Origin of the sequence: Enterocloster sp. HCN-30185, assembly GCF_037890305.1 — a bacterium.
In the GTDB taxonomy this organism is placed as follows: domain Bacteria; phylum Bacillota; class Clostridia; order Lachnospirales; family Lachnospiraceae; genus Enterocloster.
In genome coordinates this window covers 1-19,134 of sequence record NZ_JBBKBT010000019.1, presented here as the reverse complement: position 1 = coordinate 19,134, position 19,134 = coordinate 1, and the positions used below count along the sequence as shown (strand labels likewise).

At 44.1% G+C, this 19,134-nt stretch carries 26 protein-coding genes; 24 read left to right on the top strand and 2 right to left on the bottom strand.

Annotation, left to right across the window (positions count from 1 at the left end; all coding sequences use genetic code 11):
• Position 1 precedes the first annotated feature (1 nt).
• The 20 genes from WKT10_RS14720 to WKT10_RS14625 all read left to right on the top strand — a co-directional run bounded on the left by WKT10_RS14720 (position 2) and on the right by WKT10_RS14625 (position 15,435).
• On the top strand, positions 2 to 499 hold the full coding sequence (locus WKT10_RS14720) for a GNAT family N-acetyltransferase (RefSeq protein WP_066543810.1): 498 nt from the start codon (positions 2 to 4) through the stop codon (positions 497 to 499).
• A complete protein-coding gene (gene rlmH, locus WKT10_RS14715; protein ID WP_066543811.1) occupies positions 496 to 975 on the top strand; it encodes a 23S rRNA (pseudouridine(1915)-N(3))-methyltransferase RlmH in 480 nt (159 codons plus the stop codon). The genes WKT10_RS14720 and rlmH overlap by 4 nt, the downstream gene beginning before the upstream one ends.
• A gap of 90 nt (positions 976 to 1,065) precedes the next feature.
• Positions 1,066 to 2,037: a stage III sporulation protein AA gene (gene spoIIIAA, locus WKT10_RS14710; protein ID WP_066543812.1), complete on the top strand. Its 972-nt coding sequence runs from the start codon at positions 1,066 to 1,068 to the stop codon at positions 2,035 to 2,037.
• Between the two features lie 13 nt (positions 2,038 to 2,050).
• Positions 2,051 to 2,581: a stage III sporulation protein AB gene (locus WKT10_RS14705; protein WP_337433168.1), complete on the top strand. Its 531-nt coding sequence runs from the start codon at positions 2,051 to 2,053 to the stop codon at positions 2,579 to 2,581.
• A gap of 26 nt (positions 2,582 to 2,607) precedes the next feature.
• Entirely contained in the window at positions 2,608 to 2,802 is a 195-nt protein-coding gene (gene spoIIIAC / locus WKT10_RS14700) for a stage III sporulation protein AC (protein WP_066543817.1), read from the top strand.
• 8 nt (positions 2,803 to 2,810) lie between these two features.
• On the top strand, positions 2,811 to 3,197 hold the full coding sequence (locus tag WKT10_RS14695) for a stage III sporulation AC/AD family protein (RefSeq protein ID WP_066543819.1): 387 nt from the start codon (positions 2,811 to 2,813) through the stop codon (positions 3,195 to 3,197).
• Between the two features lie 47 nt (positions 3,198 to 3,244).
• Positions 3,245 to 4,495, top strand: coding sequence for a stage III sporulation protein AE (locus WKT10_RS14690; RefSeq protein ID WP_337433167.1), 1,251 nt, complete (start codon positions 3,245 to 3,247; stop codon positions 4,493 to 4,495).
• 46 nt (positions 4,496 to 4,541) lie between these two features.
• Positions 4,542 to 5,264 carry a stage III sporulation protein AF gene (locus tag WKT10_RS14685; protein WP_066543824.1) on the top strand — a complete coding sequence of 241 codons (723 nt, stop codon included), beginning with the start codon at positions 4,542 to 4,544 and terminating at the stop codon, positions 5,262 to 5,264.
• Positions 5,218 to 5,835, top strand: coding sequence for a stage III sporulation protein AG (locus WKT10_RS14680; protein ID WP_317439564.1), 618 nt, complete (start codon positions 5,218 to 5,220; stop codon positions 5,833 to 5,835). The genes WKT10_RS14685 and WKT10_RS14680 overlap by 47 nt, the downstream gene beginning before the upstream one ends.
• A 16-nt stretch (positions 5,836 to 5,851) precedes the next feature.
• Positions 5,852 to 6,721, top strand: coding sequence for a SpoIIIAH-like family protein (locus WKT10_RS14675; RefSeq protein ID WP_337433164.1), 870 nt, complete (start codon positions 5,852 to 5,854; stop codon positions 6,719 to 6,721).
• 443 nt (positions 6,722 to 7,164) lie between these two features.
• Positions 7,165 to 7,782 carry a protein adenylyltransferase Fic gene (gene fic / locus WKT10_RS14670; RefSeq protein ID WP_340277940.1) on the top strand — a complete coding sequence of 206 codons (618 nt, stop codon included), beginning with the start codon at positions 7,165 to 7,167 and terminating at the stop codon, positions 7,780 to 7,782.
• A 34-nt stretch (positions 7,783 to 7,816) separates the two neighbouring features.
• Complete coding sequence (locus WKT10_RS14665; RefSeq protein WP_340277939.1) at positions 7,817 to 8,707, top strand: Fic family protein; 891 nt, start codon at positions 7,817 to 7,819, stop codon at positions 8,705 to 8,707.
• Between the two features lie 342 nt (positions 8,708 to 9,049).
• A complete protein-coding gene (locus tag WKT10_RS14660) occupies positions 9,050 to 9,388 on the top strand; it encodes a hypothetical protein (protein ID WP_340277937.1) in 339 nt (112 codons plus the stop codon).
• 637 nt (positions 9,389 to 10,025) lie between these two features.
• Positions 10,026 to 10,733, top strand: coding sequence for a recombinase family protein (locus WKT10_RS14655; RefSeq protein ID WP_340277936.1), 708 nt, complete (start codon positions 10,026 to 10,028; stop codon positions 10,731 to 10,733).
• 716 nt (positions 10,734 to 11,449) lie between these two features.
• Positions 11,450 to 11,602, top strand: a complete 153-nt coding sequence (locus tag WKT10_RS14650) for a hypothetical protein (protein WP_177272388.1) — start codon at positions 11,450 to 11,452, stop codon at positions 11,600 to 11,602.
• Between the two features lies 1 nt (position 11,603).
• Positions 11,604 to 12,470, top strand: coding sequence for a DNA adenine methylase (locus WKT10_RS14645; RefSeq protein ID WP_340277935.1), 867 nt, complete (start codon positions 11,604 to 11,606; stop codon positions 12,468 to 12,470).
• A 77-nt stretch (positions 12,471 to 12,547) separates the two neighbouring features.
• Positions 12,548 to 12,754 (top strand): excisionase, encoded by a 207-nt coding sequence (locus WKT10_RS14640; RefSeq protein WP_066543888.1) that lies wholly within the window; start codon positions 12,548 to 12,550, stop codon positions 12,752 to 12,754.
• Positions 12,755 to 12,778: 24 nt separating this feature from the next.
• Positions 12,779 to 14,032 (top strand): tyrosine-type recombinase/integrase, encoded by a 1,254-nt coding sequence (locus tag WKT10_RS14635; protein ID WP_340277934.1) that lies wholly within the window; start codon positions 12,779 to 12,781, stop codon positions 14,030 to 14,032.
• A 365-nt stretch (positions 14,033 to 14,397) separates the two neighbouring features.
• Positions 14,398 to 14,781 carry a TnpV protein gene (locus tag WKT10_RS14630; RefSeq protein ID WP_340277933.1) on the top strand — a complete coding sequence of 128 codons (384 nt, stop codon included), beginning with the start codon at positions 14,398 to 14,400 and terminating at the stop codon, positions 14,779 to 14,781.
• Positions 14,782 to 14,832: 51 nt separating this feature from the next.
• The gene (locus WKT10_RS14625; RefSeq protein WP_117576419.1) at positions 14,833 to 15,435 is read left to right on the top strand and encodes a Type 1 glutamine amidotransferase-like domain-containing protein; all 603 of its coding nucleotides are present in this window, start codon (positions 14,833 to 14,835) and stop codon (positions 15,433 to 15,435) included.
• Between the two features lie 110 nt (positions 15,436 to 15,545).
• On the opposite strand, the gene WKT10_RS14620 is transcribed toward WKT10_RS14625, so the two are convergent.
• On the bottom strand, positions 15,546 to 15,899 hold the full coding sequence (locus WKT10_RS14620; protein WP_004614173.1) for a cupin domain-containing protein: 354 nt from the start codon (positions 15,897 to 15,899) through the stop codon (positions 15,546 to 15,548).
• A gap of 142 nt (positions 15,900 to 16,041) precedes the next feature.
• Between WKT10_RS14620 and WKT10_RS14615 the strand changes: the two genes are divergently transcribed.
• The 4 genes from WKT10_RS14615 to WKT10_RS14600 all read left to right on the top strand — a co-directional run bounded on the left by WKT10_RS14615 (position 16,042) and on the right by WKT10_RS14600 (position 18,537).
• Complete coding sequence (locus tag WKT10_RS14615; RefSeq protein WP_008373705.1) at positions 16,042 to 16,374, top strand: winged helix-turn-helix transcriptional regulator; 333 nt, start codon at positions 16,042 to 16,044, stop codon at positions 16,372 to 16,374.
• Positions 16,375 to 16,517: 143 nt separating this feature from the next.
• A complete protein-coding gene (locus WKT10_RS14610; protein WP_117576420.1) occupies positions 16,518 to 16,955 on the top strand; it encodes a radical SAM mobile pair system MarR family transcriptional regulator in 438 nt (145 codons plus the stop codon).
• Positions 16,952 to 17,641, top strand: coding sequence for a radical SAM mobile pair protein A (locus WKT10_RS14605; protein WP_117576421.1), 690 nt, complete (start codon positions 16,952 to 16,954; stop codon positions 17,639 to 17,641). Before WKT10_RS14610 ends, WKT10_RS14605 begins: the two co-directional genes overlap by 4 nt.
• Positions 17,629 to 18,537 carry a radical SAM mobile pair protein B gene (locus tag WKT10_RS14600; RefSeq protein WP_227178508.1) on the top strand — a complete coding sequence of 303 codons (909 nt, stop codon included), beginning with the start codon at positions 17,629 to 17,631 and terminating at the stop codon, positions 18,535 to 18,537. The genes WKT10_RS14605 and WKT10_RS14600 overlap by 13 nt, the downstream gene beginning before the upstream one ends.
• A 72-nt stretch (positions 18,538 to 18,609) precedes the next feature.
• Here the strand turns inward: WKT10_RS14600 and WKT10_RS14595 are convergent, their stop codons facing one another.
• Positions 18,610 to 18,933, bottom strand: coding sequence for a helix-turn-helix domain-containing protein (locus WKT10_RS14595; RefSeq protein WP_022273167.1), 324 nt, complete (start codon positions 18,931 to 18,933; stop codon positions 18,610 to 18,612).
• Positions 18,934 to 19,134: the final 201 nt, after the last annotated feature.

Sequence of the window (19,134 nt, the reverse complement as noted above, 5' to 3'; positions counted from 1 at the left end):
GATGAAAGAGATACAGATCAGACAGGCAGTGATAGAGGATTTAGAGCAGGTGGCAGCAGTAGAGGCGCGCTGTTTTCCGGCAGCAGAGGCAGCGGATGAAAAAAGTCTGAAGGAGAGGCTTGAAGCATTTCCCGGCAGTTTTTTAGTGGCAGAGTGTGAGGGAAGGATCGCAGGGTTTATTAATGGGGCGGCAACAAATGAAAGAACCATTGCGGATGAAATGTTTGAGGATGTATCTCTTCATGATCCCAGGGGAGCATACCAGAGTATCTTTGGTCTGGATGTGGATGAAGATTTCCGCCATCAGGGACTGGCAGGCCGTTTGATGAAGGCTTTGATCGAAAAGGCGGAGAGTGAGGGCAGAAAAGGCCTGATCCTTACCTGTAAGGAGCATTTGATCGGTTTTTATGAACAGTTTGGATACTGCAGCATGGGCGTGTCGAAATCGGTCCATGGCGGAGCCGTGTGGTACGATATGATATTGGAGTTTAGCCGATGAAGATAACACTGATTACGGTAGGAAAGATAAAGGAACGCTTTTTTGAAGCTGCTATTGAGGAATACAGCAAGCGCTTAAGCCGTTACTGCAAGCTGGAAATCATCCAGGTGGCAGATGAAAAGACGCCGGACGGCGCCAGTGAAGCTTTAGAGCGGCAGATCCGGGAAAAGGAAGGAGAGAGGATCCTTTCTCATATCCGGGATGGGGCATACGTTATAGCTCTTGCCATCCGGGGAAAGGAGCTTTCCAGTGAGGAGCTGGCTGCAAAGATTGCCAGGCTGGCAGTGGAGGGAAAAGGACAGCTGGTGTTTATCATCGGCGGTTCTCTGGGGCTTTCAGAGGCTGTGATGAAACGCTCAGACTATCATTTGAGCTTTTCGCCCATGACATTTCCTCACCAGCTGATGCGGGTGATCTTGTTGGAGCAGATTTACAGAAGCTTTCGGATCAACGCGGGGGAGCCTTATCACAAATAAAGATTTGTCTGCAGGCCTGTTTTTACGGCAGAGTGATTCTGTCATAAAAACAGGCCTGTTTCATATATTTGAGATAAAGGGAGAGATGGTATGGGAAAGAGAGAAGAAATCGCGGTTTTATTTCCGGGAACCTTGCGGGAGTTTATTGAGAGCTGTTCTCTGGATTTTGAATCCATGAGGGAGATACGGCTGCGGGCGGGCCGTCCGGTGCTTTTGATGTATGGAAACAGGGAATATGGATTTACAGAAAAAGGAGAGCCGGTGGAACTGGAGCCGGACAATCAGAAGGGCCTTTTTACGCTTACAGAGCGACAGATCCGGGAGACTGCAGAGATCATGGGAGGTTTTTCCCTGTATGCGGCTCAGGAGGAGCTGCGCCAGGGATTTTTTACCGTCCGTGGCGGACACCGGATCGGTGTGGCAGGAAGAACGGTGCTGAACCAGAGAGAGGTGGGAGTCTTAAAATCTATCTCCTCTTTAAATGTCCGCGTCGCTCATGAGGTAAAGGGATGCGCGGATCAGATCATGCCTCTTTTATGTGAAAATGGGCTTTTTTTAAATACGGTAATCGTATCGCCGCCGGGATGCGGAAAAACGACCCTTCTTCGGGACATCATCCGTCAGCTGTCCAACGGCTGTCGGGAGAAAAGCACGGGAAGGCGTCTCTTTGGAATCACAGTCGGCGTGGTGGATGAGCGCTCGGAACTGGGGGCCTGCTTTCAGGGAGTCCCCCAAAATGATCTTGGAATGAGAACGGACATTCTGGATGGCTGTCCCAAGAGCCAGGGGATGATGATGCTGATCCGCTCCATGGCTCCGGCAGTAATAGCAGTGGATGAGATTGGCGGAAAAGAGGATATACGGGCTGTGGAATATATCCGAAGCTGCGGCTGCGGGTTAGCAGCTGCGGTTCACGGTGTATCCCTGAAAGAAGTAGAAAAACGGCCGGGGGTAGGGGAACTGTTTAAGGAAGGAACCTTTAAACGCCTGATTTTTCTGGATCAGGCCGGGGGAGCAGGTCATATCTGTGCTGTGTACGATGGGGCAGGAAGGCTCCTGTAAAGGAGGAGGGAGCATGGTTATAAAATGGGCCGGAATTGGGCTGGTACTGTTTTCCGGTACTGGCTGGGGAATGTGGATGGCCTGGAGATGGAGGGCCAGACTGGAGGCTCTGGAAACGCTTAGACAGATGATTTTTGGCTTAAAGGGTGAGATCACATACAGCAGAGCTCCGCTGGAGGAGGCTCTGGAGCGGGTAGGACGGCGGGAAAATGGATTCTTGGGCCGTTTATTTACAGGAGCGGCCAGGGAGATTGCCGCAAGCCGGGAGGAAACATTTTCTAAAATATGGGAGAAACAGGTGGAGCTTATAAAAAAGGGGCCTCAAGGGGAAATTCTGGACGAAAAAGATATAAAGCAGCTTGCCGGTCTGGGTGGACGTTTGGGATACCTGGATGTGGACATGCAGGAACGGACGCTGCTTCTTTATCTGGAGCAGCTGGAGCTTTCTATCAGCCGTCTGCGGGGGGAGATGAGGGAAAGATGCCGTCTGAGTACAGCTCTGGGAATGATGGGAAGCCTGCTTTTAGTGATTCTGATGTATTAGCTGCGACGGAGGAAAGGGGAGAAACGATGGATGTAAATCTGATTTTCCGCATTGCGGCTGTGGGAATCCTGGTGTCTGTAATCTGCCAGGTACTAAAGCACAGCGGCCGGGATGAGCAGGCATTTCTCACCAGTCTGGCAGGTCTGGTTCTGGTACTGTTCTGGATGGTTCCCTACATATATGATCTGTTTGAAACCATGAAACGTTTGTTTTTGCTGTAGGAGGAGCCATGAGTATTCTTACCATAGGGGCCGCCGGTATAACGGCAGTCCTTCTTGCCGTATGGCTGAAGGGAGTCCGGGCAGAGTATGCCCTTTATATGGTGCTGGGAGCACAGATACTCTTTATGATCTGCGGTACCGGACGTCTGGAGGTGATTTTAGATGCCATGAGACGTCTGGAAGGATATATCAAAATTGATCCGGCCTATCTGGGTGCTCTTCTGAAAATGGTTGGGATCACATATGTGGCTGAGTTTGCCTCCGGAATCTGTAAGGATGCGGGCTACAGCGCTTTGGGAAATCAGATCGAGATTTTCGGAAAGCTGTCTATTCTTGGGGTAAGTATGCCTGTTTTTTTGGCTCTCTTTGAAATACTGGATCAGTTTATGGGATAGTATGGCAGAATACTGTGATTTTGCTGGATCGGGGAGGGAGAGCTGCTATGGCACAGGGAAGAAAGGCAGTAAAATATGGACGAATCGGTATAAAACTGATAGTTTTTTTGATGGCTCTGTGGATAAGCGGCAGAGGGAGCACGATAACGGCGGGCGCTTTTTATGAAAAGGAAAATTTTGAAAATAATAAAGAGACAAGTGAAGAAATGGAGATTGGACAGGCTGCTCATGATATGGGGATTTCAGAGGAGCTGGAGCAGCTGCAGAAGTATCTTGATCGATCGTTGGGAGGAAAAAACGGAACAGTGGATCTTTTATTTACGGATCTGATGAAGGCTTTTGCGTCAGGGAATCTGGGAGCGCTGGGAACAGCCATAAAAGAGGGATTCGGACAGCTTTTATTTTCACAGGTAAGGGAAGGAGCCGGGCTTTTGACTCAGGCAGCGGCTATTGGTCTTCTTGGAGCCATGTTTTCCGGGGCGGCTTCTGTTTTTAAAAACGGGCAGATCTCAGATACCGGATTTTATGTGGCATACCTTTTGCTGTTTGCCTGTCTGGCAGGCAGTTTTCTGACAAGTCTTTCCATTGCGGCAGAGGTTTTGGACCGGATTCTGGAGTTTATGGGTGTGCTGATACCGGCTTACTTTATGGCAGTGTCATTTTCAGGGGGGAGCATAACGGGAATCTGTATGTATGAGGCTATGATGGCGGCTGTCTTTTGTGTTCAGTGGCTGTCAAAGAGCGTATTTCTTACCGGAGTCAGAGTTTATGTGCTTCTGGTTTTGGGAAGCCATGTGATGAAGGAGCCGCTGCTGTCGAAAATGACCTCTTTGACAGAACAGGCAGTGGAATGGGGCATAAAAACCATGTTTGGTCTGATCTTGGGCCTCCATGTGCTGGAAGCCATGGTTCTGCCCTATGCAGACAGTGTAGGACGTTCCGGCCTTTTAAAGCTGGCAGAGGCCGTTCCGGGGCTGGGAGCCGGTGCAGGAGCGGCGGCCCGGATGGTATTAGGTTCAGGTGTATTGATCAAAAATACCATGGGAGCCGCAGGTGTGACAGTTTTGGCACTCATTGCTTTTCTTCCGGCGGCAAAGCTTCTTACACTTGCACTGTTCTATCAGGCGGCAGGAGCCATCATGCAGCCGGTGTGTGATAAGAGAATGGTTTCCTGTGTGATCGGTGTTTCCAGGGGACACAGGCTGCTGCTGAAGATTGTTTTATATTCTCTGCTTCTGTTTGTGATCGCCATTGCTGTTACCTGCAAGGCAGCGGATGTGGCCTATCTGTCTGCCTGACAGGACGGCATAGAAGGAGGGGAAGCAGAGATAAAAGGGAGGGGTTATGGCGGAGGCTCTTTTAGGCTGGGCCAGAAATATTATTTACTATATGGTCTTTCTTTCACTGGCAGAGCACCTTTTGGCCGGAAGCTCCTATGGACGATATCTGCGTTTATTTGGAGGGCTGGTTCTTGTGCTTGTTGTATTGGGGCCTTTTGGCTCATTGGGGGATTGGGAAAAACAGGTAAGCAGTCTGTTTGATCAGTTTACGTTCAGACAGGAGTCACGGGAGCTTAAAAAAGAAATTTTTGGAATGGAGGAAAAGCGTCTGGCAGGCATAACGGGGCAGTACAGGGAAAATGTGGAAAAGGAGATAACAGCATTGGTTAAGGCACAGGGAATTGTCTGCTCTCAGGTAAGCGTACAGATGGAGGAAAATAAGGAAAGTTCCTCCTACGGGAAGATTTTGGCAATTGAGATTGAAGTATCGGGGGAAGATTTTTTTGAACAGGAAGGTTTCGCACAAGAGGGGGCCGGACAGGAAGGTTCTGGACGGGAAAATATCCGGGCAGCCGGGCAGATGCTTTTATCCCCTATATCAGAAGAACGTCCGGTGAGTATCGGCCGCATTGAAATCGGGGCGGGGGAGAAAAGAGAGGATAAGGAGGGTGTGAAGCAGGAGCTTTCAGAAAGGGAGAAGCAGGCGGCAGAGACGCTAAAAGGAAAGGTAGAAACGTATTATGGGCTGGAAGGAGAAGCTGTTAAAATTAAATGGAAAAATGACTAGGGAAAAATGGCTGCTGTTTCTGCTTGCAGGTGTATTTCTCATGCTTTTATCCGTTCCGGGAGGAGAGAAAAAGACTGTAAAAGAAGATCGGCCGAAGAGCGGAGAACAGGCAGCGGGGACGGAAGAACACAGTTTGGTTTCATGGGATATCAGCAGCTCTTTTTCTTCGCGCTCTTATGAAGAACGTTTGGAAAAGCGGATACGAGAACTGTTACGGTCTGTAGAGGGGGTTGGACAGGTGGATGTAATGGTAGTGTTAAAATCCACAGGCCAGAAGGTACTCAGGGTGGATCGTTCCGGCAGCAGCACGGTGACAAAGGAAACGGACTCTGCAGGCGGAAGCCGTGAGATTACAGAGAGCCAGTCGGAGGAAAGCACAGTCCTGCCTCAGTCCGGAGGCGGGTCAAACGGACCAGTGGTGGAAAAGGAATTATGTCCTGAAATTTCAGGAATCGTCGTCAGCGCCGACGGAGGAGGGAGTCCGGAGGTCTGTTCTGAAATTTCCCAGGCAATGGAAGCATTATTGGGGCTTCCGGCACATAAGATTAAAGTATTAAAGAGGGTGGAATAAAAAAGGAGTGCAGGACATGAAGATCAGGAACATGAAACAGGTAAAACAGGTCACAGCACATATGAAGGATGTAAAAATGAAACGGCTGTTCCGCAGAAACCAGATTATTATCACCACACTGGCTGTAATGATTGCTGCGGCAGGATATCTCAATTATGCAGGAAAACGCGATCTTGCCGCAGCAGGCAATATCTATGAAGCCGGGATGATGGATATTTCCGATGAAGATCTGCTGGCGGAAAATAAGGCCGCCGGTGATGACCTTTTGGAGATCGGAAGTCTGGATCAGGATTCGGATCAGGTGGAGGAAGCACTCCCCAGTGAAGGCCTGGCTCAGAAAGAAGAAGTCGGGGCAGAAGCGGCAGAGCAGCTGGCCGAGGCCGGAGAGAACATGGAAGCGGAGACAGAGCAGCTGGCTCTGGCAGAGAAAGGCGGACAGGATGCTGTTTCAGAAGCCGGAGATGCACAGGATGCCCCCGCAGGGATTGAAAATCCCGGAGAGGCAGTGCTTACCAGCGGCATGAGCGTGGCGGATTACATAGCAGGAGTTCAGTTAAGCAGGGAGCAGGTTCGAGCCAGAAATAAGGAAACCCTGATGAGCCTGATCAACAGTACCTCCATTGATGAAGCAGCCAAGCAGCAGGCCATTCAGGATATGATCCGCCTGACAGAGATTTCAGAAAAGGAAAATGCTGCGGAGACCCTTCTCATGGCAAAAGGCTTCTCCGATCCGGTAGTAAGCATTGCAGATGAAAAAGTAGATGTAGTGATCAATGCCCCCTCGATCACAGATCCGCAGAGGGCTCAGATTGAGGATATTGTGAAACGGAAAACAGAGGTGGGAGCCGACCAGATCATTATTACGCTTTTGAATATGGAGGAGTAGGAGAAAAAGAGGTTGACAGCAGTATGATCAAATAGATGTGTATAGGAAAGACAGCCTGACGGAAAGGAATTTCTGTTGGGCTTTTTTTGTGTAGATATTCGGTGCGGATGGAGAGTTATCGTTTTTTTTGAAAAGAAATATTGACAGTAACTTCAAAAACTGTATGTTAAACTTAACAGAACCCACCACGCCTCTGATTTTCATGCGCAACCCGGTGGGTCTTTCTTATTTATAGGATATTTTATTTACCAACATCTGATGGTGAAGTGTTGTCGATAAGAACTTTGCCATTTTTGCGTTAAGAGGAAAAAGAACTATTAAATGCGGCAAAATAAAAGTAAGATATTTCATAATAAAATAGATTTGTTGCCGATATTATGGTATACTTATAAAGATAGATTCGTGACTGGAAAAGTGATCGCATGAAGAATGTGAGGTAAACTATGCTTGAAAATAAATTAGGTATTACAGATTCTACAGAATTAGCAAGAATGGAAGAAAAAATCAGTAAGCAAAAAGCGCTTGAAATGTTTGAAAGTGGCTTTTTTGAGACATTAGAACTAGGTACTTATAAAAGTCTCGCGATGATCCATCAATATCTTTTTGATGAGATTTATGATTTTGCCGGTAAATTACGAAAGGTTAATATTTCAAAAGGAAATTTTAGATTTGCTCCTCTGATGTATTTGGAAGCAGCGTTACAGAGTATAGACAAAATGCCACAGTCAACTTTTGATGAAATTGTCGAAAAATATGTTGAAATGAACGTGGCTCATCCGTTCCGAGAGGGAAATGGGAGAAGTACGAGAATATGGCTTGACCTGATGTTGAAAAAAGAAATCGGCTATGTGGTTGACTGGAGCAAGGTGGATAAAGTGGATTATCTGCTTGCCATGGAGCGAAGTCCTATCAAAGATATTGAAATAAAGTTTCTTCTGAAAAATGCACTTACGAATAATGTAAATGATCGAGAAATTTATATGAAGGGCATCGATCACAGTTATTACTATGAAGGGTATTATGTGTTTAAGATGGAAAATTTGACGGACATAAAGGATTAACTTGATTAAGCGTTAGAAAAGTGGAGGAATATGGATGCAATATCGTTCAGTTAATGAAATAGCGAAAAAATGGAATGTGTCGGAACGAAGCGTTCGAAATTACTGCGCTCATGGGCGAGTAGACGGTGCGTTTCTTACCGGCAAGACCTGGAATATTCCTGAAAATGCAGAAAAGCCGGAGCGTTCCAATAAAAAGAAAGAGCAGCCGATTACCTTACTGGATATTCTGAAGGAGCAGAAGGTAAGCAAGTATTCCGGAGGCATTTACCATAAAACACAGATTGATTTAACATATAATTCCAATCATATCGAAGGCAGCAGTCTGACCCATGACCAGACCAGATATATCTTTGAAACCAACACCATCGGTGTAGAAAAAGAAGTGCTGAATGTGGATGATGTGATTGAAACAGCAAATCACTTCCGTTGCATTGATATGATTATTGATAATGCAAAAGGTGCACTTACCGAAAAGTTTATTAAAGAATTGCACAACACACTTAAAACAGGCACAAGTGATTTTAGAAAAGATTGGTTTGCTGTAGGCGATTATAAAAAGATGCCGAACGAAGTTGGCGGAATGGAAACAGCACTTCCGGAAGAAGTTGCCGATAAAATGAAAGCTCTGTTGACTGAGTACAACGGAAAAGAAGAAAAGACATTTGAGGATATTCTGGATTTTCATGTGAAGTTTGAACGAATCCATCCGTTCCAGGATGGCAATGGCCGTGTGGGCAGATTGATTATGTTTAAGGAATGCCTGAAATATAATATCGTTCCGTTCATTATCGAAGATAATCTGAAAATGTTCTATTATCGTGGATTGAAAGAATGGAACAATGAGAAAGGTTATCTGACAGATACCTGCCTGACCGCACAGGATAAATATAAAGCGTATCTGGATTATTTTAGGATTGTGTATTAAAAGTAATTCTAAAGGTTCAAAAGTTCATTCTAAAGTATCAAATTGACACTTTGGCGATAAGCAGAAATTACACTTTGAAAAAATGATAAATGGAGAAAAAGTATATGAGTGATAAAAATGGTGTAATATACATTCTCACGAATCCTTCTTTTCCAGATTATGTGAAAATAGGATAGAAAGAACTTATAAATCGGAATGTGAACGGTTCATAGGCGATTATGCCAGATTGGCGAATGAATATCTGGAAAAGGGCATAATAAATAATGGAACTAGAGCAATCAATGATATGCTGAAAATAATCAGTGAATATCATATAATATATAAGAAAGGGGCACCTAAAAAATGATGAATGTCAAAGAATTAAAGGGAATAGATGTGCATTTAAAGGAAATAGACAGGTTGATTCAGTTGTCCCCTACGAGGACGGTTGACCGTTCTCAGATTAGAAAACCAAAAGAGATTGAAAGGCATGAGCAAATGAAGCAGTATGCTTTGCGGTTGGGGATTAACCTTTATATGACGGATGATACAGAATCCAGTTATGACAAAGATAAAGAAGAAGCATATCTATTTATTACGAGGGGACAGAAAGTTCCAGAAGAGCTTGAAAGAAAGCTGATCCAGAGAGAACAGGACAGGATAGCCAGAGAGAAGCAGAAGCAAAAAGAAAATAAAGCATAGATAGTCAGGTGGGACATAAAGTCTCGCCTGTCTTTTGGTTTAGGGGGATGCAGCGTTTCTGTGTGCTGGTGGCAGCTTCTAAGAAATTGAGTTGGAGCGTGGAAAATGAAAATGCAGACAGCATATGAGTGGGTTTATGGGTGCATATGAGAACCTGACAGGCTGTAAAACAAATAGGAGCAGTTGTTGGAAAATATAAGAAGGAGACAAATAAAATCCCGAACTAAAAAACAAGTCGGATTCTGCTTGGAAATCGGAGTATGGCGTGGAAATTTCTAAAAGGTTGGCAGTACCGGAAAATTTAGGGTGCGTTGCGCTTCTGGCTTGTCAAAATAAAAGAGAGAGAAAAAAACGGATAGGTATGTGGTGGGAGATGGGTTGAGAGACGGGGCGAAGTTTGAAAAAGTAGCGATTCTGATGGTATGGGGTTCGAGGTGCGAAAGTTGGTTTTATAGAGGGAAAAATAAGTAGTAAGTCAGGCGGTCTCCAGATCTGCGACAGTTGTAGCAGTTTGAGAGAAAATGCCAGCAAGTCGGTAAAAGGAAGAAACATTGCTGCAATCCGCTGGAACTGATTTTCCGGATTCTTTTTATAAATGGGTATATTTTATTTCATTTATGAAAAGAAGTTGATACATATGATTTATGGATATGCTCGTATTTCATCGCCGAGGCAGAACATTGAGAGACAGATCCGGAATATTAAGGGGGCATACCCAGAGGCGGTTGTGATACAGGAAGTGTTTACTGGTACAAACTATAAAGACCGGAAGCGTCTGAAGGGAATTGTCCGGCGTGTAAAGGCTGACGATACGATTGTGTTTGACAGTGTTTCCCGAATGAGCAGAAATGCGAAGGAAGGCTTTGAACTGTATGAAGAGCTGTTTAACCGTGGTGTAAATCTTGTGTTCTTAAAAGAGCCGCATATCAATACAGATGTTTATCGTAGAAATATGAATCCTGACATTCAAATGACCGGAGAGAAAGCAGATATTCTTCTGGAGGCTGTGAAACGGTATCTGCTGGAAGTGGCGAAGGATCAGATCCGGATTGCATTTGAGCAGTCAGAAAAAGAGGTTATGGATTTACGGCAAAGAACGAAAGAGGGAATCGAAACGGCACGGCTGAATGGAAAACAGATTGGACAGGTTAAGGGTGCGAAGCTTGAAACGAAGAAGAGCGTAGAAGCCAAAGAGCTGATAAAAAAGCATTCCCGAAGCTTTGACGGCAATCTGAATGATAAAGAGTGCATGAAATTAGCTGGAGTCAGTCGGAATACCTTTTATAAATATAAGAGAGAGCTGTTGGAGAAAGAGGGCATTTGTGAAAAGGAACGCATGGAGTAAAGATAGAACCGTTTATCTGGACGGATGAAATCAAAACGGGTCAGGCTTGGAGGAGAATCAAGGTCTGGCTTGTTTTGATTTTTGAGGAACCGTCAAGGTCTGAAAAATCTTATTGAAATATAAAAAATCTTACAAATTATTTGAATAAGGTGTTATGGGGATTTTTTTTGAGAAAATCGGGCGAAAACGAGGGATTTTCCGGGGTTAAAAAGCCTTTGTATGAAAATGGTTTGAAATCTTTCTTATTTCAAGGGGGTTGAAGTAAGAAAATAAGGAAAAAACGCTGTGTCCGGCATGGTTCTGGTTGGTGTATAGGCGTGATGGAAAAATATCGGGATAGCATTGGTTCTGTGTTGGCTTTTGAATCCAATGACGCAAAGAGCAAAGAGGATAGGCATTAAGGGATTGGAAGAGGATGAATGTTCCATAGATAGCTTGTGTTGGATTGAGTAATGGAGAAAAGTGGCTTAGCAGTCCGGTTCCTGTTTGATGTCCTTGCTCTATCGTCTGCCTGTAAATTTTGTGGACAATAGCTTTCTGAAATGAGAGAAGCGTGGCGGTTCAGTACAAAAATGAAAATGCTGATAGAAAATAAGAAATCCGGTTGACAGGCTGAAATATAAGAACGGCGTGCTGGAACGGTTTGGAGTTTATCCGGCTGACATTCATAAGGATTTAACTTCTTGAGTTATCGGCAAATCGTGCAGGAGTTTAAGATGCGTGGATATTTAAAATGCAATGACGGACGGAATGATTATAAGAAAAATGCAAAAGGAGTCAGAGGAATCTGTTTACTGGCTGGAGAGGTTTCCTATGGGGAGCAGAAATCCGCAGAGGACAGCACTGGTACAGAAAGGAAGGCAGCATAAGATGAAGATTAGCTTAGTACCGTGGACAGGTGGAAAATTTCGTGTGGTGGATACGCTGTATCATTTATTCCCAAAGCATACTTCTTATTATGAACCGTTTTTCGGCTCAGGGGCGGTGCTGATCAATAAAAAGAGATGCCGGCATGAGACTGTGAGCGAGTACAGCAGAGACCTGTATATGTTACATAAGGTGTTGTCCGATCTGGAAAAAAGCCGAGAACTGAGAAGGCGGTTGAGACATCAGGAACTGAACGAGGAAGCATTTCTGAAGGCGAAAAGAATCCTGAATGAAGGAAAGGCGCAGGATGATATCGAATGGGCGATGTGTAAGTATCTCAGGATCGTATTATCCTACAACGGAATGGGAGAGTTTTATCAGCCTTATCTGGGGAGATATTTTCCCAGTATGATAGACTGGAAGCTCCCCATTGTGACCGAGCGGTATCAGGGAGTAGACATTCGTTGTCAGGACGGTGTGGAGCTGATACGAGAGGCAAAAGACAAGGAGGATGCTTTTGTGTTTGCAGACCCACCCTATCTTCTGAACCTGCGAGGCAACAAAAAGATTTATGACAATGAAATGGGAGAGAAGGAACATATCCAGATGTTAGAGTACATGCAGGAAGCGAAGTGCAAGATTATGCTCTGCGGCTACTATGACAGTGAAAAAAAGGGCGGAGATTTGTATGACAGGCTCTTGGAATATAGATGGAAGCGTTATAAACTGGCGGATCTGGTACAATCCTGTTCCAATCAAAAGAAAAAAGGCATTGGAGAGGAGTTTATCTGGGTTAACTATGAGCTTCCTCCTCAGGCAAGATCTTATATCCGAATGAGTACGGAAGTCAGCAAAGCGAATAAAAACTAGCAGAAAGATTTGTGAAGAATGGCAATAGACAGACGGGGAGGGTCAGCGTTACCCTCCCAGACAGAAAGGAAATGTGTATGGATAACGAGAAAAGAGTGCCGCTGTGGCATAAATACAGCCTGACGATCCGAGAGGCGAGCGAGTATTTCAATCTGGGAGAAAAGAAGCTCCGTCAGATTATACAGGAGCAGCCACAGGAGGATTTTATACTGAATAATGGGACAAAGGTACTGATTAAGAGAGTGAAGTTTGAGCAGTTTATGGACGCTGCAAGCTGTGTATAAGGGATTACGAAAGGGGACAGAACAATGGCAGTAAGTGAGAAACGAAAGGATAATAGAGGACGGATTCTGCGTGACGGAGAACAGCAGAGAGCAGATGGGCGTTATATGTATACATATAGGGATCCGCTGACCAGAAAAGTGAGTTATATATACAGCTGGAAACTGGAACCCCATGACAGGGTTCCATCCGGCAAGAGAACGGATCTCTCCCTCAGGGAAAAAATCAGGGAGCTTAGGGAAAACGAGAGGAACGGGATTCTGTACCGTGGTGGAGATCTGAGCGTTCTGGAGCTGGTAGAAAAATACCTGAATACGAAAAACGGGGTACGCCCAACGATCCAGAACGGCTACCGTACCGTAGTGAACTTTCTGAAAAAAGACCCGTTTGGAGAAAAACGGATTGACACGGTTCGGGTATTGGATGCCAAAGAATGGATTGTAGGCTTACAGAAAAAAGGAAAAGGATACAGCAGCATTCATTCGATTCGTGGTGTGCTTCGTCCGGCATTTGCACTGGCGGCAGAGAGCGATTTCATCAGAAAGAACCCGTTTGACTTTGAGTTAAAGGAGGTCTTAATCAATGATTCCAGTAAACGGGATGCAGTGGAGCCAAGCGTGGAGAAAAGATTTCTGGACTTTGTGAAGAATGACGAGACCTATCGTGAGTGCTATGACGGGAGGTTTATCCTGTTTAAAACCGGACTTCGAGTTTCAGAGCTGAGCGGACTGACATTGAGAGACATTGATATGAAAGAGCGTACAATCAATATCAACCATCAGTTGCAAACCACAGGTCATAAAGGAAAGTACATCGAAGAAACCAAGACCAATGCAGGGACAAGAATCCTGCCGATGACGGAAGAGGTTTATGAAGCATTTCAGAGGGTGCTTGCGAACCGGAAAGCCCCAAAGGTGGAGCAGATCATAGACGGATACAGTGGATTTTTGTTTCTGGACAGACGGGGAAAGGCAATGGTATCGTATCAGTGGGAAAAGCGTTTCCAGCGTGCAGTTGAGAAGCACAACAAAGAGAATAAAAGGAAGCTGCCGAAGATTACCCCACATATCTGCCGCCATACCTACTGTACGAATATGGCGAAGAGCGGTATTAGTCCGAAAACGCTGCAATATCTGATGGGGCATAGTTCGATTGAAGTAACGATGAATGTGTATACCAATCTGGGTCTGGTGGACGCCAAAAGAGAAGTAGACCGGCTGGAGGCAATGAAGGAGATCAACGAAAAAGAACAGGCAGGAAAATGGTTCCGGATGGCATAGTCCGGAATCTTTTTTTGCTTGAAATCCATATGGACAGAGAATTTACCTGTGAATTTACTTTTTTTGCTGGCCTAGATATGCGAAGATATGCTATACTATGCCTACATATAGTATTAGGGCAAATGCTTTGAAATGTAGAGAATACAAGGAAAAACGAGGTTATACCAGGATATGAAACGATATGTCAGAGTGTTATTTATTTGCCACGGCAGGATTTACTGTTCAGAATAAAAAGTCTTAAATCGTCTTAAATACTTCTATAAATAGTAGTTCTTGTGTTCAACTCTCAAATTTACCAATGATTTACCAATATTTCTGGAGAGTCAGACTTGCAAAAAACAAGCCAGAATGAGGAGATTAAAAATATGAGTGAATTGAAGAAAAACATTTACGATGAAAAGAATGGGCTGCATTACACTTTGATTGAAGATTACTACATCCCAGATTTGAATCTGCCGGAGGAACACCGCCCTATCGGAAAGTACGGACGGATGCACCGGGAATATTTAAGAGAAGTCCACCCAGTCAAATTGAACACATTGACACTGACCGGGGAGTTATGGACATACCTTGCAGACCTGAACGAACAGGCACAGGAACGATTAGACACTATCATGGAGCAGATGAAAGCTACCGAGGGCGTGACAGAGGAATTAAAGCGTACCTGTCAAATGGAATGGGTACAACGATGTAATAACATCAATAACCGGGCAGAAGAAATTATTTTGCATGAGATGATTTATTCATAACGATATGGTAGAATGATTATGACAAACTTGAATTTATAAAGGAGAATATTGATGAAACTATTTTTATGTTCGCATTTTTCAAGTGTAGGAAGTCTGATAAAGGAAGAAATTGAAAATAAGAAAGTCGCATTTATTCCAACAGCTTCGCTGCGTGAAGGCTACACCGGTTATGTCGGCTCGGCTCGAAAATTATTCAAAAAGTTGGGAGCAATCGTAACTGAAATTGATATTTCAACGGAGGCTTATTCAACGATACAGTCTGTTTTTGAAGATGCAAATGTGATATATTTTACCGGCGGAAATTCTTTTTTTCTTATGGACCGTCTCCGTAAAACGGGAACTGATGGGCTGCTGAAAAAGGAATTGGCAAATGGAAAATTGATGATCGGCGAGTCGGCAGGCGCAATTATATGCGCTCCAAGCATCCAATATATCCAGCAAATGGATGAAAAGCCGGAGGACTACTCACAAGAAGATGATGCAGGGCTTGATTTGATTGATTTCTATGTTCTTCCGCATTATCTTACAGCACCATTTAAGAAAGTTACTGAGAAAATAATGACTGAATTTTCGGATTTGAATCTATGCCCAATTAACAACCGTCAGGGAATTGTAATTGATGGTGAAGGTTCAAAGGTTATTTGCAAAGACTAATTTGAAAATTCTTGTTTGAAAAATTGAGAAAACGTAATATTGAACAAAAAAGAAATGCACAGTTCTTAGCTTATCGTGAACTGTGCATTTTTGTAAATAAATACTTTTAATTAGCCGATTACGGCATCCTCTGCTGTAAAATGTTCCAGAGAATTTTCTTTTACCTGAATGCAGATATAAGTAATTCCAGAAATATCGGATGCAAAAAACTGACGCTTTGCAGCAGGTGCGATTTTTAGCCAGTCTCCAGTTGAAAGGCTAATTTCTTCTCCATCAATTATGGCTTTGCCGTTACCTGAAAGAATTCCATAGATTTCTTCATTTTCTTTATGAGAATGAACAAATGGGACATTTGCTCCTGCAGGTAGTTCGTTTAAACTGATTTCTGCACCTGTTAAAGACAACTTTTCATGTAGCTCAATTCGGTTTTCCTTTCCAATAGTTGTTTTTGTGTAATTTGCCATAATAATACCTCCATAGTTAATTTGTAGTTTCTGGTTGCTTGGTATTAGTATAGTGTGAGACACATACAAAAACAAGTACGCACCTTTTTGTAACTGTACACTCAAAAATGAATGTGTTACAATAGACTCGGAGGTGAGAATTATGCGAGCAAAAGAAGAATTACCGGAATGCCCGGTTGCAACAGCAGTATCTCTTATCGGAGGAAAATGGAAACTGCTGATTTTGCGTAACTTGAAAGAGCGTCCATGGAGATTCAATGAGCTACAACGAAGTATAGATGGTATTTCACAAAAGGTTTTAACAGATAGTTTAAGACAAATGATGAGTGATGGGCTGGCATATCGCCACGATTACCATGAGCAGCCACCGAGAGTTGAATACGGCTTAACGGAACTCGGAACAAAAATGCTTCCAATTGTTAATTCACTTGCTGACTTTGGTAACTACTATAAATCAATTATTGAACAGAATTAAGGACGTTAGTATTTGAAAAGATCGAACAATCACAGTTTGGAGAATTGAAAAAAACGGAATTTACCTATTAAGACATATAAACTCTTGACAATAAAGCTCCTATATAGTATGTTTTTAATAAACTACTATATAGGAGCTTTTGCATGGAAATGAATGGAGGATTTCTTGTCACCAAAATAAAACAGCTTGGAGACCGGATTTTCGAGAAGATTCTCAGTGAAAAGAATATTGATGCGTTTAATGGAGCCCAGGGACGTATTCTTTATGTGCTGTGGCAGGAGGATGGTATCTCAATCAGGTCACTCTCGACTAAATGCGGATTAGCGATAACATCTCTTACTACGATGCTGGAAAGAATGGAAAATCAAGGGCTGATAAGCCGTGTTCAGTCTGAAACGGACAAAAGGAAAACACTCCTGTTTCTGACTGAGAAAGCACATACCTTAAAGGGCGAGTATGATTCTGTATCTGATGAGATGGGCAATATTTACTACAAAGGTTTTTCAAAGGAAGAAATTACCCAGTTTGAGGAATGCCTCGACCGCATCAGAAAGAATCTTGAGGAGTGGCAGAAGTCATGAGTATTTGTATCAAAGATCAGATTCAGAACATGAATATCGTCATCGGCTGCACAGTGGGGTGTACATATTGCTATGCCCGCAACAATGTGAAACGCTGGCATATGATCGATGACTTCGCTGATCCTGAGTTCTTTCCGGGTAAGCTCAAGATGATGGAAAAGAAACGTCCGCAAAACTTTCTTCTTACCGGCATGAGTGATCTCTCCGGATGGAAGCCGGAATGGAGAGACGAGGTATTTGCAAAGATCTATGAAAATCCACAGCATCAGTTCTTGTTTCTTACCAAGCGCCCCGATCTGCTGGATTTTGATACCGATCTGGAAAACGCATGGTTTGGCGTTACGGTGACGAGAAAAGCCGAACTGTGGCGTATCGACGCCCTTCGGAAAAACATCAGAGCAAAGCATTACCATGTTACCTTTGAACCGTTATTCGACGATCCCGGTACAGTTGACCTTTCCGGAATCAACTGGATCGTTGTCGGAACTATGACCGGGGCTCAGAGCAGGAAGATTCATACGGAGCCGGAGTGGGCATGGTCTTTGACAGACCAGGCACATACGCTCGGCATTCCGGTGTTTATGAAGGAAGACCTTGTCCCTATCATAGGGGATGAAAATATGATTCAGGAAATGCCGGAAGAATTTAATAAAGTGTTAGAGGTACAGAGATCATGGCAGAAGTAATAAATGGAATCCTCATTCGTGAGGTGGAAACAAAGAACATCATGACCAAGTCCAGTCTGCCGGTAGGCGGTTACTCGGTCAATCCCTATGTAGGCTGTACACATGCCTGCAAGTATTGCTATGCTTCTTTTATGAAGCGCTTTACCGGACACACGGAGGAATGGGGTACTTTCCTTGATGTGAAGCATTGGCCGGAAATTAAAAATCCGAAGAAATATGCCGGACAGCGGGTGGTCATTGGTTCTGTGACGGATGGCTACAATCCACAGGAGGAGCAATTCGGGAATACCAGAAAACTTCTGGAGCAGTTGATTGGCAGTGACGCAGATATTCTGATCTGCACAAAGTCTGATCTTGTGGTAAGGGATATTGATCTGCTGAAGAAGCTTGGACGAGTGACCGTTTCATGGTCGATCAACACACTGGATGAAAATTTCAAGAACGATATGGACTCTGCTTCGAGCATTGAGCGGCGCATCGCTGCTATGAAGCAAGTATATGATGCAGGTATCCGTACAGTCTGTTTCGTATCTCCGGTATTCCCCGGTATCACGGATTTTGAAGCCATCTTTGAGCGGGTAAAGGATCAGTGTGATCTGTTCTGGCTCGAAAACCTCAATCTTCGGGGCGGCTTCAAGAAGACGGTTATGGATTATATCGCCGGAAAATATCCTGACCTTGTACCGCTTTACGATGAGATCTATAACAAGCATAACCGCAGCTACTTTGAAGCGCTTGAAGTAAAAGCTGAGGAAATGGCTAAGAAGTATGATTGTGCCTTTGTGGATAATGAAATGCCTTATGGCAGAGTCCCGCAGGGACATCCGGTGATCGTAGATTATTTCTATCATGAGGAAATCCGTGGGACAGAGAATACCGGAAAAAGAAATCGCTAACTTTCAGTTTATCGGACAGATAAACTTATCCATGAAAGAGATTCAGCCAGCCGATTCCGGCTGGCTGTTCTGTTATTCCTTATACTCCAACACCGCTTTTATCATGGCAAATGCAAGCTCCTGTTTGCTGGGAGAAGTATCTTTCCAGAGTGCTTCTATTTCCCGGATAGTACTGATTTCGTTTTCTTCCAGTTCGTCTTGTAGAAGATAATCAGGCGAGATTTTCAGAGCCTTGCAAATGTCTATGAATACCGACAGGCTGGGCATTTTTACGCCGCCCTCAATCTGCCGGAGATAAGTAGCGTTGATATTGCACATTTCCGAAAGACGGTCAGCAGTTAAGCCCCGGTCTTTCCTTACTGCGTTGATACGCTTTCCTAATCCGTTCTTTTCCATAGTCCCACCTATCTGTTTATTAGCTATCAGTTATCATTTTGTACTCTTTAAGACTATAATATGATTGCCGTTTTCAATAGCTTCTGTTAGACTATAAGATATTAGCTTGTGGCTTATTAGAGGGTACGGATATGAAGAATATATGGAGAAAAATGCGGGACTGTTGGCTGGATTTCTGGGAAGATGATGAACTGGACATGA

What these genes read in the sequence shown, in the direction of transcription:
- WKT10_RS14675 (WP_337433164.1), top strand. Translation starts at nt 5,852, where the DNA reads ATGAAGATCAGGAACATGAAACAGGTAAAACAGGTCACAGCACATATG.
- WKT10_RS14660 (WP_340277937.1), top strand. Translation starts at nt 9,050, where the DNA reads ATGATGAATGTCAAAGAATTAAAGGGAATAGATGTGCATTTAAAGGAA.
- WKT10_RS14615 (WP_008373705.1), top strand. Translation starts at nt 16,042, where the DNA reads ATGCGAGCAAAAGAAGAATTACCGGAATGCCCGGTTGCAACAGCAGTA.
- WKT10_RS14665 (WP_340277939.1), top strand. Translation starts at nt 7,817, where the DNA reads ATGCAATATCGTTCAGTTAATGAAATAGCGAAAAAATGGAATGTGTCG.
- spoIIIAC (WP_066543817.1), top strand. Translation starts at nt 2,608, where the DNA reads ATGGATGTAAATCTGATTTTCCGCATTGCGGCTGTGGGAATCCTGGTG.
- WKT10_RS14655 (WP_340277936.1), top strand. Translation starts at nt 10,026, where the DNA reads ATGATTTATGGATATGCTCGTATTTCATCGCCGAGGCAGAACATTGAG.
- WKT10_RS14595 (WP_022273167.1), bottom strand. Translation starts at nt 18,933, where the DNA reads ATGGAAAAGAACGGATTAGGAAAGCGTATCAACGCAGTAAGGAAAGAC.
- WKT10_RS14680 (WP_317439564.1), top strand. Translation starts at nt 5,218, where the DNA reads ATGGGCTGGAAGGAGAAGCTGTTAAAATTAAATGGAAAAATGACTAGG.
- WKT10_RS14600 (WP_227178508.1), top strand. Translation starts at nt 17,629, where the DNA reads ATGGCAGAAGTAATAAATGGAATCCTCATTCGTGAGGTGGAAACAAAG.
- WKT10_RS14635 (WP_340277934.1), top strand. Translation starts at nt 12,779, where the DNA reads ATGGCAGTAAGTGAGAAACGAAAGGATAATAGAGGACGGATTCTGCGT.
- WKT10_RS14620 (WP_004614173.1), bottom strand. Translation starts at nt 15,899, where the DNA reads ATGGCAAATTACACAAAAACAACTATTGGAAAGGAAAACCGAATTGAG.
- WKT10_RS14650 (WP_177272388.1), top strand. Translation starts at nt 11,450, where the DNA reads ATGCGTGGATATTTAAAATGCAATGACGGACGGAATGATTATAAGAAA.
- rlmH (WP_066543811.1), top strand. Translation starts at nt 496, where the DNA reads ATGAAGATAACACTGATTACGGTAGGAAAGATAAAGGAACGCTTTTTT.
- fic (WP_340277940.1), top strand. Translation starts at nt 7,165, where the DNA reads ATGCTTGAAAATAAATTAGGTATTACAGATTCTACAGAATTAGCAAGA.
- WKT10_RS14685 (WP_066543824.1), top strand. Translation starts at nt 4,542, where the DNA reads ATGGCGGAGGCTCTTTTAGGCTGGGCCAGAAATATTATTTACTATATG.
- WKT10_RS14695 (WP_066543819.1), top strand. Translation starts at nt 2,811, where the DNA reads ATGAGTATTCTTACCATAGGGGCCGCCGGTATAACGGCAGTCCTTCTT.
- WKT10_RS14720 (WP_066543810.1), top strand. Translation starts at nt 2, where the DNA reads ATGAAAGAGATACAGATCAGACAGGCAGTGATAGAGGATTTAGAGCAG.
- WKT10_RS14705 (WP_337433168.1), top strand. Translation starts at nt 2,051, where the DNA reads ATGGTTATAAAATGGGCCGGAATTGGGCTGGTACTGTTTTCCGGTACT.
- WKT10_RS14605 (WP_117576421.1), top strand. Translation starts at nt 16,952, where the DNA reads ATGAGTATTTGTATCAAAGATCAGATTCAGAACATGAATATCGTCATC.
- WKT10_RS14645 (WP_340277935.1), top strand. Translation starts at nt 11,604, where the DNA reads ATGAAGATTAGCTTAGTACCGTGGACAGGTGGAAAATTTCGTGTGGTG.
- WKT10_RS14640 (WP_066543888.1), top strand. Translation starts at nt 12,548, where the DNA reads ATGGATAACGAGAAAAGAGTGCCGCTGTGGCATAAATACAGCCTGACG.
- WKT10_RS14610 (WP_117576420.1), top strand. Translation starts at nt 16,518, where the DNA reads ATGGAAATGAATGGAGGATTTCTTGTCACCAAAATAAAACAGCTTGGA.
- WKT10_RS14690 (WP_337433167.1), top strand. Translation starts at nt 3,245, where the DNA reads ATGGCACAGGGAAGAAAGGCAGTAAAATATGGACGAATCGGTATAAAA.
- WKT10_RS14625 (WP_117576419.1), top strand. Translation starts at nt 14,833, where the DNA reads ATGAAACTATTTTTATGTTCGCATTTTTCAAGTGTAGGAAGTCTGATA.
- WKT10_RS14630 (WP_340277933.1), top strand. Translation starts at nt 14,398, where the DNA reads ATGAGTGAATTGAAGAAAAACATTTACGATGAAAAGAATGGGCTGCAT.
- spoIIIAA (WP_066543812.1), top strand. Translation starts at nt 1,066, where the DNA reads ATGGGAAAGAGAGAAGAAATCGCGGTTTTATTTCCGGGAACCTTGCGG.